This window comes from Pseudomonas sp. GL-RE-29 (assembly GCF_019947275.1).
In the GTDB taxonomy this organism is placed as follows: Bacteria; Pseudomonadota; Gammaproteobacteria; order Pseudomonadales; family Pseudomonadaceae; genus Aquipseudomonas; species Aquipseudomonas fluorescens_A.
Window position 1 is genome coordinate 14,940 of the sequence record NZ_JAGYGD010000044.1, and the last position, 12,954, is coordinate 27,893.

11 protein-coding genes are annotated in these 12,954 nt (G+C 60.7%); 6 read left to right on the top strand and 5 right to left on the bottom strand.

The features are described from left to right. Positions 1 to 111 precede the first annotated feature (111 nt). Genes efeO (KGB21_RS26395) through efeU form a run of 4 tightly spaced genes read right to left on the bottom strand, consistent with a single transcriptional unit; the run spans position 112 to position 4,331 of the window. Positions 112 to 936 carry an iron uptake system protein EfeO gene (efeO, locus tag KGB21_RS26395; protein WP_223507177.1) on the bottom strand — a complete coding sequence of 275 codons (825 nt, stop codon included), beginning with the start codon at positions 934 to 936 and terminating at the stop codon, positions 112 to 114. 30 nt (positions 937 to 966) lie between these two features. After that, complete coding sequence (gene efeB, locus KGB21_RS26400; protein ID WP_223507178.1) at positions 967 to 2,265, bottom strand: iron uptake transporter deferrochelatase/peroxidase subunit; 1,299 nt, start codon at positions 2,263 to 2,265, stop codon at positions 967 to 969. Positions 2,266 to 2,283: 18 nt separating this feature from the next. Then, entirely contained in the window at positions 2,284 to 3,483 is a 1,200-nt protein-coding gene (efeO, locus tag KGB21_RS26405) for an iron uptake system protein EfeO (RefSeq protein WP_223507179.1), read from the bottom strand. Positions 3,484 to 3,491: 8 nt separating this feature from the next. Then, positions 3,492 to 4,331: an iron uptake transporter permease EfeU gene (efeU, locus tag KGB21_RS26410; RefSeq protein ID WP_223507180.1), complete on the bottom strand. Its 840-nt coding sequence runs from the start codon at positions 4,329 to 4,331 to the stop codon at positions 3,492 to 3,494. A gap of 268 nt (positions 4,332 to 4,599) precedes the next feature. Between efeU and KGB21_RS26415 the strand changes: the two genes are divergently transcribed. From KGB21_RS26415 to KGB21_RS26440, 6 genes are all read left to right on the top strand, one after another. Then, the gene (locus KGB21_RS26415; protein WP_223507181.1) at positions 4,600 to 5,616 is read left to right on the top strand and encodes an AraC family transcriptional regulator; all 1,017 of its coding nucleotides are present in this window, start codon (positions 4,600 to 4,602) and stop codon (positions 5,614 to 5,616) included. Between the two features lie 248 nt (positions 5,617 to 5,864). Further along, positions 5,865 to 7,529, top strand: a complete 1,665-nt coding sequence (locus KGB21_RS26420) for an AMP-binding protein (RefSeq protein WP_223507182.1) — start codon at positions 5,865 to 5,867, stop codon at positions 7,527 to 7,529. A 16-nt stretch (positions 7,530 to 7,545) separates the two neighbouring features. Beyond that, positions 7,546 to 8,307, top strand: a complete 762-nt coding sequence (locus tag KGB21_RS26425; protein ID WP_034146437.1) for an SDR family NAD(P)-dependent oxidoreductase — start codon at positions 7,546 to 7,548, stop codon at positions 8,305 to 8,307. Positions 8,308 to 8,319: 12 nt separating this feature from the next. Beyond that, positions 8,320 to 9,513 carry an acetyl-CoA C-acyltransferase gene (locus KGB21_RS26430; RefSeq protein ID WP_223507183.1) on the top strand — a complete coding sequence of 398 codons (1,194 nt, stop codon included), beginning with the start codon at positions 8,320 to 8,322 and terminating at the stop codon, positions 9,511 to 9,513. A gap of 139 nt (positions 9,514 to 9,652) precedes the next feature. Continuing rightward, complete coding sequence (locus tag KGB21_RS26435) at positions 9,653 to 10,780, top strand: acyl-CoA dehydrogenase (protein WP_034146435.1); 1,128 nt, start codon at positions 9,653 to 9,655, stop codon at positions 10,778 to 10,780. Between the two features lie 125 nt (positions 10,781 to 10,905). Beyond that, complete coding sequence (locus KGB21_RS26440) at positions 10,906 to 11,679, top strand: enoyl-CoA hydratase (protein WP_223507184.1); 774 nt, start codon at positions 10,906 to 10,908, stop codon at positions 11,677 to 11,679. A gap of 123 nt (positions 11,680 to 11,802) precedes the next feature. Here KGB21_RS26440 and KGB21_RS26445 read toward each other — a convergent pair whose 3' ends face one another. Next, on the bottom strand, positions 11,803 to 12,954 hold the full coding sequence (locus KGB21_RS26445) for an acyl-CoA dehydrogenase family protein (protein WP_223507185.1): 1,152 nt from the start codon (positions 12,952 to 12,954) through the stop codon (positions 11,803 to 11,805).

Sequence of the window (12,954 nt, forward strand, 5' to 3'; positions counted from 1 at the left end):
TGGCAAGCCAGCTCCCACAGGTTTCTGAATCGAGCCACGATTAAGTGATCGACATCAAACACTGTAGGAGCTGGCTTGCCAGCGATGAGGCCCTTCCCGACGCTACAAAACTCAGTTCAACCCAAGCTTCCCCCGCAACGTCGACAAATCCTCCGCCAGTGTATTCACCGGCCCGACCAGCGCCTTGCGGTCGTTTTCCTTCACTTTGTCGTAGGTCTCGAACCCACCATCTGCGGTTTTGTACTTGGCCAGGATCTTGTCCACGGTCGCGAAGTTCTTGTCGACTTTGGCCACGAACGCCGCGTCCTGCCTCTCGATCTGCGGACGGAACAAATCAACGATTTTCTTTGCGCCGTCGATGTTGCCCTGGAAGTCGTAGAGGTCGGTGTGGCTGTAGCGATCTTCCTCACCGGAGATCTTGGTCGCTGCCACTTCTTCCAGCAGCGCAGCGGCGCCACCGACGACTTTTTCCGGTGGGAAAGTCAGGCCGGCGACGCGGGTTTGCAGGTCTTTGACGTCTTTGTTCAAACCGTCTGCCAGTTCGTCCAGGCCCTGGGTGCTGTTTTCCGAGAACAGCGAATATTCGATGCGGTGGAAACCGGTGAAGTCTTCGGCCTTCACGCCTTTTTCGTGGTCATCGACGCGGGAGTCGATGGAGGCATCGAGGTCACTGAACAGCTCGGCGATCGGCTCGATCGACTCGTAGTAGACGCGGGTCGGGGCGTAGAGCTTTTTCGCGCTGGCCAGGTCGCCTTTTTTCACTGCGTCGGTGAACTGTTGGGTGTGGCTGGCCAACTCATCCAGTTGCTCGGTGACGTAGATCTTGTAGTCGGAAATCGGCTGCACCAACTCCAGCGGCGCCGTCGCCGCGAAAGCTGAAAGCGGGGTGTTGAGCAAGCCAAGTGTCAGCATTAACGCGAGTGGCGACTTTTTCATGGGACGGTTCCGTGGAGGTTGTTGTGGTTGTTAAGCGTTGGTTTTCGGCTGGGTTGCATCGAGCAGCGAACGACCGATGAAATCCGTGTCGCCGGTGACCCCGGGCAGGGTGAAGAAGTACCCGCCGCCGACCGGTTTGAGGTATTCCTCCAGCGGTTCGCCATTGAGGCGGGTTTGCACGGTGATAAAGCCTTTCTCCAGATCGGCCTGGTAGCAGATGAACAGCAGGCCCATGTCGAGCTGACCGTTTTTGTTCAGGCCGTTGGAGTAGTTGAACGGCCGGCGCAGGATCAGGTTCGCCTGTGTCGCGGCGGTGCGCGGGTTGGCCAGGCGGATATGCGCGTCGAGTTTGGTCAGCTTGCCTTCGGGGTCCTTGGCATAGTCCGGCACTTGCGATTCGTGCTGGCCACCCATGGGCGCGCCGCTGCTTTTGACCCGGCCGAGAATGCTTTCCTGTTCCTGCAACGGCGTGCGGTCCCAGCGCTCGACGAAATTGCGAATAATCCGCACCGCTTGATAGCTGCCATTGGCCGCCCAGGCGGGTTCATCGCTACCGGGCTGCACCCAGACGATGCTGTCCATGGTTTTGGCATTGTTGGAATCGGGGTTGGCCGAGCCGTCGCGAAAGCCGAGAAAATTACGCGCGCTCTGCGCTGGCACGCCGGGTTTGGCCGGCGCCTGTGGCGGCACGCTGCCTTCCTGTTTCCAGCGCACCAGCAGCAAGTCCGGGAGGTTTTTCACGATGTCGCGCAGGGCGTGGATGTTGGTGTCGGTGGTGTTGGAGCAGAACTGCAGACTCAGGTCGCCGTGGCAGCAATCGGCTTCCAGTGCGTCGTTGGGAAAACCGACCATGCGGATCAGGCGTTTGGGCTTGGCGTCGGCCAGACCGAAGCGCTCGTCGAACAGTGAGGCACCGACCGATACGGTGATCGTCAGGTTGTCCGGGGTCACCACGGGGCCGAGAATCCCCGAATCCACCGGTGGTAGTTTCGGATCGACCTGAGCGACTGCACCACCCGTCATCAAAAAGGCGATGCGTTCGTTGAGGGTGCGGAACAGGCGTTTCAGGTCCTCGCGATCGCTGGCCAGCACATCGAACGACACCAGCATCCCGGAGGCCGTACGCGGGGTGACGATGCCGCTCTGGTGCTTGCCGTGAAAGTCGTGGCGGTCTTCGGTTTTGTCGCTGCTTGGGGCTTCGGTGACCTGCGCGGTGCTCGCGGCCATAACCGGACAGCTCAAAGCCGAGCCTGCCAGTGCGACACCGGCGGCGCCCATGCCCATCAAGACCCGGCGACGCTGAAGGTTGAATTGCTCTGAATCGTTCATCTGAAACTCGTCTTCTGCTTACAGGCCGGAAAGGCCAAGGGCGGGATCGATTCCATCGAGTGCGTCGGCCAGTGCCTTGGCCTTGTCGGCGATCTGTTTGCGTTGCTCGGCGCTGACGCTGTCGTAGCTGGCGTAGCCGTCGCCGACCTTGAAACCGTTGAGTTCGGTGTCGAAGGCATTGAGCGCGTTGTCGATGTTCGGCAGCAACTCAGCGGCGGACTTGGCCAGCAACGGCCGCAGCAAGTCGACGACTTTGCGTGCGGCGTCGAGGTTGCCGGCAAAGCCGTTCAGATCGCTGTGGCTGTAGCGTTCTTCTTCGCCGCTGCTGGCGCGCACGTCGGCGATGCTGTTGAGATTGCGCACCACGATGTTGACCATTTGCTCCGGTGGCAGCGACTGCGCCATCAATTGCTGTTTGAGGGTGGTGACGTCGCTGAGCAGGCGCTCGGCAACCGGTGCCAGACCATCGAGATTGCGCTGCTGGAACAGCGCGTATTCGATGCGATGGAAACCGGTGAAGGCCGGATCCTGCTCGCGCTTTTCGAAGTAATCGGCACGGGCGTTGATCCCGTTGTCCAGCTCGGCCAGGCGTTGAGCCGCCGGGGCGAGCCGTTGATACGCGGCGCGGGCGGGTACGTACAAGGCTTGGGCCTGGCTCAGGTCGCCGGCTGTGATGGCCTGTTCAAGGGCGTTCACCGCTTTGATCAGCGCAGTGCCCTGGCTGCTCAGGTACACGCGAAATTCCGACAACGGCCCGACAAACGCCACCATCGAAGGCTTAGCCTTGGCCGCCGCATCGGACGCCGCCGTCGGGGTGACGTGCAAGGTGCCGCGCGGGTTGCTCAGCAGACCGCAAGTAATCGCGTAGTCGCCCGGCAGCAAGTTGGCGTTGATCACCTGGCTCAGGCCCGGCGCGATGTTTTCGCGCTCTTCGACCACCAGCACACCGTCGAGGATTTCCCATTCAACGGCCCGGTCGGAGCGATTGACGATGCGGAAACTGGCGTGGCCGGCCGGGACCGTCAGCGCGTTCGGCTCGCAACTGTGCGGGAGAATGGTCACCAGCACTTCGTTGTGGTTGGTCTGGCGCTTGGCTGCGGCCATTTGCGAGGCGTAGTAGAACAGGCCGCCGGCGGCGATCATCACGATCACCGAGCCGGCCACCGCCCAGCGCAAGGCGCGGGGAGGGGAAGCCTGAGTGGGGGCTTGATTTGGCATGGTTGCCCTTACTGACTGGAAACGGAGGAAGATTGTTTGGCGGGTGCCGGGGCCGGCAGGAAAAACAGCACCAGCGCCACGATCAGATAAATCAAATACGCACCGAGGGTGCTGACGGTGGGCGCATCCTGATAACCGAACATGCCGGCGAGCACCGACCCCAGCGCGCCGTCCATCGGTAGCGTCGCGCTGATGTCGAACAGCACCGTTTGCAGGTGATTCCATACCCCGGCTTCATGCAGCGCTTGCACCGAGTTGGCGAGGATGCCGGCGGCCACCACGAGGATGAACAGGCCCGTCCAGCGGAAAAACGCACTGAGGTTCAGGCGCATGCTGCCGGTGTAGATCAGGAAACCGACAATAATCGCCAGGATCAGGCCGAGCAGGGCGCCAATAGGAGCGGCCGGGCCTTCGCTCTGCTGGAACACTGCGAGCAGGAAAAACACGGTTTCCAGGCCTTCCCGCGCCACGGCGAAAAACACCATGGCAATCAGCGCCGTGACCTGGTGTCTGGAGCCGGTCAGTGCCTGATCGAGGGAGGCGTGCAGCGAATGCTTGATTGAGCGAGCGACCTTGCGCATCCAGAACACCATGGAGCTGAGGATGCCGACGGCCACAAGGCCGACCACGCCCTCGAACAGTTCCTGTTGTTTTTGCGGGAATTCCGCGCTGACCAGTTCCAGCCCACCACCCACCAGCAGGGCAAGGGCGGCGGCGAGGAATACGCCGATCCACACGGCAGGCATCCACTGGCCGCGACCGGTCTGTTTGAGGTAGCTGGCGATGATGCCAACGATCAACGCGGCTTCGATGCCTTCGCGCAGCATGATCAATAAAGGGACGAGCATTCAGCACCGTGTCGGCAATAGATAGGGTGCTAATTTGTAACATAATGACACTCATTCCCAAATGGCAACTATTGCCATTTACCTGAACCTAAGCTGAACAATTCTGAAGATCGCTTAACCTCCTGCGGGCGCTAGCTGCTAGCGATAGCGGTTTTACATCAAGGTCTATGTTGGCTCATCCACCGCTTTCGCGAGCAGGCTCGCTCCCACAGGGATCTGCGTGCGCTAATATCCTCCACCCAAACAAAAACAAGGCTCACCACGCTCCATGGCGGAAAAAGACACCATCTCCATCCAACTGGTGCGTGAAGCGCTGTTGCAAAGTTGCGCCCCTGGCGTTGCCACCGACGAGGTGCTGGACAAGGTCGGCATCGATCCGGCCTTGCTGCAAAGCACTGACGCCCGCGTTCCGGCGAGCGCTTATGCACGGCTGTGGCGATTGCTGGCGCGGCGTGGCGATGACGAGTTTTTTGGCATGGACCCGCGCAAGCTCAAGTCCGGCAGCCTGGAATTTCTCTGCCGCTGCGCCATGGTCCAGCCGAGCCTCGCGGCGGGGCTCACCAGTGGCTTGGGTTTTCTGTCGCTGATGCTCGAACGCATGCCCGCCGAATTGGTGCGCCAACAAAGCCTGGCGGAAATCGTGCTGGCGGAGGACGACCACGAGCCACGCCGAGCCTTCACCTATTTCACCTACTGGATGATCGTCCACGGCGTGGCCTGCTGGCTGGCGGGGCGGCGGATTCCGATTCTGGCCATCGAGTTGCGCTGCCCGCAGCCGGATTTCTGTGATGACTATCAGGTGATGTTTTCCGAGAACCTGCGCTTCGACCGACCACGCACGCGGATGATCTTTTCCGCCGAGTGCCTGGATCTGCCGATCAAGCGCAGCGCGGAAGAGCTCAAGCGTTTCCTGGCCCATGCGCCGGCGAACATTCTGGTCAAGTACCGTGACCCTGAAAGCCTGGCCAGCCGGATCAAACAGGATCTGCGACAACTGGCCGCCGAACACTGGCCGGAAACCGAAGCCCTGGCGCAACGCCTGTGCATGTCGGCCTCGACCCTGCGCCGCCGACTGGCCGAGGAAGGGCAGACCTATCAAGGGCTCAAGGACAGTGTGCGCAAGGAGTTGGCGATCGTCTGGCTGGCAGAACCTACCATCAGCTTCGTCGAAATCGCCACGCGGTTGGGCTTTGCCGATGCGAGCTCGTTCTACAAGGCGTTTCGCAAGTGGTCGGGGTCGAATCCGGGGCATTACCGGAGTTTGATTCTCAACGAATCCAACTGATCAATCTTTTTGGTGATTGGGCTGACGCCATCGCTAGCAAGCCAGCTCCTACAAATTGAGATGCGATCCCCTGTAGGAGCTGGCTTGCCAGCGATGGCGGCCACTCAGGCACCGCACCACTTGAACCTTGGCCAAACCAGTCAAGCAACTTGATAACTTTGACCATTGCCCCGCACCCCGCGCAGAGCGAGTATTTCCCTGTTGGTTACGGTTCCCCAACCTAATAAAAACACAAAGGGATTCTGGCAATGCGCGATTACTTGTCTGCTGTTTCACAGTTCAATTATCAGCACACCGTCGACGCCGCACTCACAGGTGATCTGACTGCCCTTAACGCCTGTGTCGAGTGTTGCGACCGGCATGCCTTGCCAGGTCGAATCGCGCTGTTCTGGGAAGGCCGCGATGGCTCCAGCGCGACCTACACCTTCAGCGACTTGCAGGACAAGGCCGCACGTTTTGCCAATTTCCTCCTTGCCCAGGGCGTGAAAAAGGGCGACAAGGTCGCCGGCCTCCTGCCCCGTAACATCGAATTGCTGATCACCGTGTTCGCCACCTGGCGCATCGGCGCGGTGTATCAACCGCTGTTTACTGCGTTCGGCCCGAAAGCCATCGAGCATCGACTCGGCAGTTCCGGCGCCAAGGTTGTGGTCACCGACGCCGTCAATCGCTCGAAACTCGACGAAGTGGCCGACTGCCCGACCATCGTTACGGTTACTGGCGCCAAGGGGCAGGGCATCGTCCGCGGCGATTTCAGTTTCTGGGCCGAACTGGCCAATTGTTCTGCGCAATGCGAACCGGTGATGCTGACCGGTGAAGACCCGTTCCTGCTGATGTTCACCTCGGGCACCACCGGCCCGTCGAAAGCGCTGTCCGTGCCGCTCAAAGCCATCGTCGCGTTTGAGAGCTACACCCGTGATGCCGTCGATCTGCGCCCGGAAGATGCGTTCTGGAACGTCGCCGATCCGGGTTGGGCCTACGGCATCTATTTCGGCGTCACCGGGCCGATGGCCATGGGGCATCCGATCACGTTTTACGATGGCCCGTTCACCCTCGAAAGCACCTGCCGGGTAATCAACAAGTACGGGATCACCAACCTCACTGGCTCGCCGACCGCCTATCGCCTGTTGATCGCCGGTGGCGATGAATTCGCCAAGTCGATCAAAGGCAAGCTGCGCATCGTCAGCAGCGCCGGCGAACCGCTGAACCCGGAAGTGATCCGCTGGTTCGCCGACAACCTCGGCGTGGTCATTCACGACCATTACGGCCAGACCGAACTCGGCATGGTGCTGTGCAATCACCACGGCCTGGAACACTCGATTCATATGGGTGCCGCCGGTTTTGCCTCGCCCGGCCACCGCATCGTGGTGCTGGACGATGAATACAAGGAACTGGGCGTCGGCCAGCCGGGCATCCTGGCCATCGACCGCACCCAGTCGCCGATGTGCTGGTTCGCCGGTTACGAAGGCGCGCCGACCAAAGCTTTCGTCGGCGACTACTACCTGAGCGGCGACACCGTCGAGTGGAACCCGGACGGCAGCATCAGCTTCGTCGGGCGCAGTGACGATGTGATTACCACTTCCGGTTACCGCGTCGGCCCGTTTGATGTGGAAAGCGCACTGATTGAACACCCGGCTGTGATCGAAGCAGCGGTGGTTGGCAAGCCGGATCCGGAGCGCACCGAACTGGTCAAAGCCTTTGTCGTGATTTGCGCGCAATACCGCGCCACGCCGGAGTTGGCCGAAGAACTGCGTCAACACGTGCGCAAGCGCCTCGCCGCACATTCATACCCCCGTGAAATCGAATTTGTCAGCGAATTGCCGAAAACCCCAAGCGGCAAATTGCAGCGCTTTATCTTGCGCAACCAGGAAATCGCCAAGGCTCAAGAGGCCGCCGCGAAGAACGTTTCAGCTTGAATCCAAGGAAACAATGATGCAGATCGAAAACAAGGTTTTTCTCGTCACCGGCGGTGCCTCGGGCCTCGGTGCGGCGACCGCTGAAATGCTGGTCGCGGCCGGTGCCAAAGTGATGCTGGTGGACATGAACGCCGAAGCTGTCACGGCCCAGGCTCTTCGGCTCGGCGCGCAAAGCGTTGTTGCTGATATCAGCAACGAAGCGCAGGCCGAAGCGGCGGTGCAGGCCACGGTCAAAGCCTTTGGCGGTCTCAATGGCCTGGTCAACTGCGCTGGCATCGTGCGGGGCGAGAAGATCCTCGGCAAGAACGGCCCGCATGCGCTGTCCAGCTTCAGCCAGGTGATCAACGTCAACCTGATCGGCAGCTTCAACATGCTGCGCCTGGCGTCGGCGGCGATTGCCGAAAGCGAAGCAGACGCCGGTGGCGAACGTGGCGTGATCATCAACACCGCTTCGGCGGCGGCTTACGATGGCCAGATCGGCCAGGCGGCTTATGCCGCGTCCAAAGGCGCCATCGTCAGCCTGACCTTGCCGGCGGCCCGTGAACTGGCGCGTTTCGGCATCCGCGTGATGACCATCGCCCCGGGCATTTTCGAAACCCCGATGATGGCCGGCATGACCCAGGAAGTTCGCGATTCCCTGGCTGCTGGCGTGCCGTTCCCGCCACGTTTGGGTAAACCGGACGAGTACGCCGCGCTGGTCAGGCATATCATCGAAAACAGCATGCTCAATGGCGAGGTGATCCGTCTCGACGGTGCCTTGCGCATGGCCGCCAAATAAGGAGGATTAGTCATGACTATTTCCAACGATCCGATTGTTATTGTCAGCGCCGTCCGCACGCCGATGGGCGGTTTCCAGGGCGAACTGAAAAGCCTCACCGCACCGCAACTGGGTGCCGCTGCGATCAAAGCGGCGGTTGAACGTGCCGGCGTTGCCAGCGACGCGGTTGACGAAGTGTTGTTCGGCTGCGTGCTGCCGGCCGGCCTTGGCCAGGCGCCCGCGCGTCAAGCGGCGTTGGGTGCCGGGCTGGATAAATCGACCCGCTGCACCACCCTGAACAAGATGTGCGGCTCGGGCATGGAAGCGACGATTCTGGCCCACGACATGCTGCTTGCCGGTAGCGCAGACGTAGTGATCGCCGGCGGCATGGAAAGCATGTCCAACGCGCCGTATCTGCTGGACCGCGCGCGCAGTGGCTATCGCATGGGCCATGGCCGGGTGCTGGACTCGATGTTCCTCGACGGCCTCGAAGACGCCTACGACAAGGGCCGCCTGATGGGCACCTTCGCCGAAGACTGCGCCGAAACCCACGGCTTCAGCCGCGAAGCCCAGGACGCGTTTGCCATTGCTTCGACCACCCGCGCGCAGCAGGCGATCAAGGATGGCAGCTTCAAGGATGAGATCGTGCCGCTGACCGTCACGGTCGGTAAAGAGCAGGTGACGATCAGCAACGACGAACAGCCGCCGAAAGCCAAACTGGACAAGATTGCCTCGCTGAAACCAGCATTCCGCGATGGCGGCACGGTCACGGCGGCGAACTCCAGCTCGATCTCTGACGGCGCGGCGGCACTGGTGTTGATGCGCCAGTCGCAAGCGCAGAAACAAGGGTTGAAACCGCTGGCGGTGATTCACGGTCACGCCGCATTCGCCGACACCCCTGGCCTGTTTCCGGTGGCGCCGATTGGTGCGATCAAGAAACTGGTGAAGAAAACCGGCTGGTCTCTGGATCAGGTCGATCTGTTCGAAATCAACGAAGCATTTGCCGTGGTCAGCCTGGTGGCGATGACTCAGCTAGAAATCCCTCACGAGAAACTTAACGTACACGGCGGCGCTTGCGCCCTGGGCCACCCGATCGGTGCGTCCGGTGCTCGGATCCTGGTAACGCTGCTCTCGACTCTACGCCAGAAAGGCCTGAAACGCGGCGTTGCAGCAATCTGCATCGGCGGCGGTGAAGCCACGGCCATGGCTGTGGAATGCCTGTACTGAAACGAACGCTTTCCCATGTAGGAGTGAGCCTGCTCGCGATAGCGGTGCGTCATTCAAAGATGATGTCGCCTGACGCGGCCTCATCGCGAGCAGGCTCACTCCTACAGGTCTTGCGCTGAACCCAAATTAAGGACTGGTCATGATCCCCAATGACGACCAACAACAAATCCGCGACATGGCCCGGCAGTTCGCCGAGGAACGGCTGAAACCGTTCGCTGCCGAGTGGGACCGTGAGCACCGCTTTCCCAAGGAAGCAATCGGCGAGATGGCCGATCTGGGCTTCTTCGGCATGCTGGTGCCAGAGCAGTGGGGCGGTTGCGATACCGGATACCTGGCCTACGCCATGGCGCTGGAAGAGATCGCCGCCGGTGACGGTGCGTGCTCGACCATCATGAGCGTGCACAACTCGGTCGGTTGCGTGCCGATCCTCAACTACGGCAACGACGACCAGAAAGAACGCTTTCTCAAGCCTTTGGCCAGCGGTGCGATGCTCGGTGCTTTCGCGTTGACCGAACCGCAGGCCGGCTCGGACGCCAGCGGCTTGAAAACCCGCGCTCGTCTGGAAGGCGATCACTACGTACTTAACGGCTGCAAACAGTTCATCACCTCCGGGCAGAACGCCGGGATAGTGATTGTGTTTGCCGTGACCGATCCGAGCGCCGGCAAGCGCGGCATCACGGCGCTGATCGTGCCGACCGACTCGCCGGGTTATAAAGTCGCCCGGGTCGAAGACAAGCTCGGCCAGCATGCGTCCGACACCTGCCAAATCCTCTTCGAAGACGTGAAAGTCCCGGTGGCCAACCGTTTGGGCGAGGAGGGCGAAGGCTACAAGATCGCCTTGGCTAACCTCGAAGGCGGCCGCGTCGGTATCGCCTCGCAATCGGTGGGCATGGCCCGCGCCGCGTTCGAAGCGGCGCGCGATTACGCCCGTGAACGCGAAAGCTTCGGCAAGCCGATCATCGAGCATCAAGCGGTCGCGTTCCGTCTGGCGGACATGGCGACGCAGATCGCCGTGGCACGGCAGATGGTGCATTACGCCGCCGCCCTGCGTGACAGCGGCAAACCGGCATTGGTCGAAGCGTCGATGGCCAAGCTGTTCGCCTCGGAAATGGCCGAGAAGGTCTGCTCCTCGGCCTTGCAAACCCTGGGCGGTTACGGTTACTTGAACGACTTCCCGCTGGAGCGCATCTACCGCGACGTGCGGGTGTGCCAGATCTACGAAGGCACCAGCGACATTCAGCGCATGGTCATTTCGCGCAATCTTTAAATTGAAACCTCTGTAGGAGCTGCCGAAGGCTGCGATCTTTTGATCTTGAAAAATCAAAGTCAAAAGATCGCAGCCTTCGGCAGCTCCTACAGGGGGATAAGCGATATGCAAAACAGGAGTTATTTATGAGCTACGAAACGATTTTGTTGGAAACCCATGGCCGTGTGGGCCTGATCACCCTGAACCGTCCGCAAGCACTGAACGCGTTGAACGCGCAAATCGTCAGCGAACTGAACCACGCCCTCGATGGCCTGGAAGCCGATTCGAACATCGGCTGCATCGTGCTGACTGGCTCGAAGAAAGCCTTTGCCGCCGGTGCGGACATCAAGGAAATGGCCGAGCTGACCTACCCGCAGATCTACCTCGACGACCTGTTCAGCGACAGCGATCGCGTGGCCAACCGCCGCAAGCCGATCATCGCCGCCGTGAACGGTTTCGCCCTCGGTGGTGGCTGTGAACTGGCGCTGATGTGCGACTTCATCCTGGCGGGCGATAACGCCAAATTCGGCCAACCGGAAATCAACCTCGGCGTGCTGCCGGGCATGGGCGGCACCCAGCGTCTGACCCGCGCCGTGGGCAAGGCCAAGGCCATGGAAATGTGCCTGAGCGGGCGTTTGATCGATGCCGTGGAAGCGGAGCGTTGTGGGATTGTGGCGCGGATCGTGCCGAGCGATGAACTGCTGGACGAAGCGCTGAAAGTCGCGACGCTGATCGCCAAGAAGTCGCTGCCAATTGCGATGATGATCAAGGAAAGCGTCAACCGTGCTTTCGAAGTGAGCCTGTCCGAAGGCGTGCGCTTTGAGCGCCGGGTGTTCCATGCGGCGTTTGCGACGCAGGATCAGAAGGAAGGGATGGCGGCGTTTATTGCCAAGCGTGAAGCGGAGTTCGTCGGTAAGTAATGCGGCGTTTTTGCTGACGCTATCGCTGGCAAGCCAGCTCCCACAATGTTCTCGGGCGTTCACAAGTATTGTGTACCACCCGGAACCTGTAGGAGCTGGCTTGCCAGCGATGCTTTTGAGGCTTCACACCAGGTAGTTTTTCAACTCGCGGGCAATCACCATCCGCTGAATCTCGCTCGACCCTTCATAGATCTGCGTGATCCGCGCATCCCGGTAATATTTCTCCACCGGGTAATCCTCCAGATACCCATACCCGCCATGAATCTGTATCGCTGATGAGCAGACCTTTTCGGCCATCTCCGACGCAAACAGCTTGGCTTGCGACGCTTCCGACAGGCATGGCTTGCCGGCCGTGCGCAACCGGGCAGCGTGCAGAATCATTAAACGCGCGGCGTTCAATTGCATGTGCATGTCCGCCAACAGGTTGGCGATGCTCTGGTGCTCGATGATCGGTTTGTCGAACTGCACGCGATCGCGCGAATAAACCAGCGCCGCTTCAAACGCTGCACGAGCAATGCCCAGCGCCTGGGCGGCGATACCGATGCGCCCGCCTTCGAGGTTGGACAGGGCAATCGCCAGGCCTTTGCCGCGCTCACCCAACAGGTTGGCCTCAGGAATGGTGCAGTTGCTCAGCGTCACTGCACAGGTGTCGGACGCGCGAATGCCCATTTTGTGTTCGGTGCGATCGACGATAAAACCGGCAGTATCAGTCGGCACCAGGAACGCCGAGATACCACGCTTGCCCAGGTCAGGATCGGTCACGGCAAACACGATCGCCAGTTTCGCCCGTTTGCCGTTGCTGACAAATTGCTTGGCGCCGTTGATTACCCAATGACCATCGCGCAGTTCGGCGCGGGTGCGCAGGTTATGCGCTTCAGAACCGGCCTGGGGTTCGGTCAGGCAGAAGCAGCCGATGACCTGGCCGCTGGCCAAATCCGCCAGCCAGGTCTGTTTCTGATCTTCGCTGCCGTAGTTGAGCACCGGCCCGCAACCCACGGAGTTGTGGATGCTCATGAACGCGCCGGTCGCGCCGTCGCCGGCGGAGATTTCTTCTACCGCCAGGGCATAGGCGACGTAGTCGACGTAGGTGCCGCCCCATTCCTCGGGTACCACCATGCCCAGCAGGCCCAGTTCTCCCATTTTTGCCACCAGACCGTCGTCGATCCAGCCAGCCTTTTCCCACGCCTGGGCATGGGGGGCGATTTCGCCGCGGGCGAAGTCCCGGGCCATGTCGCGGATCATCACTTGTTCTTCAGTCAGTTCGAGGTCGTGCAT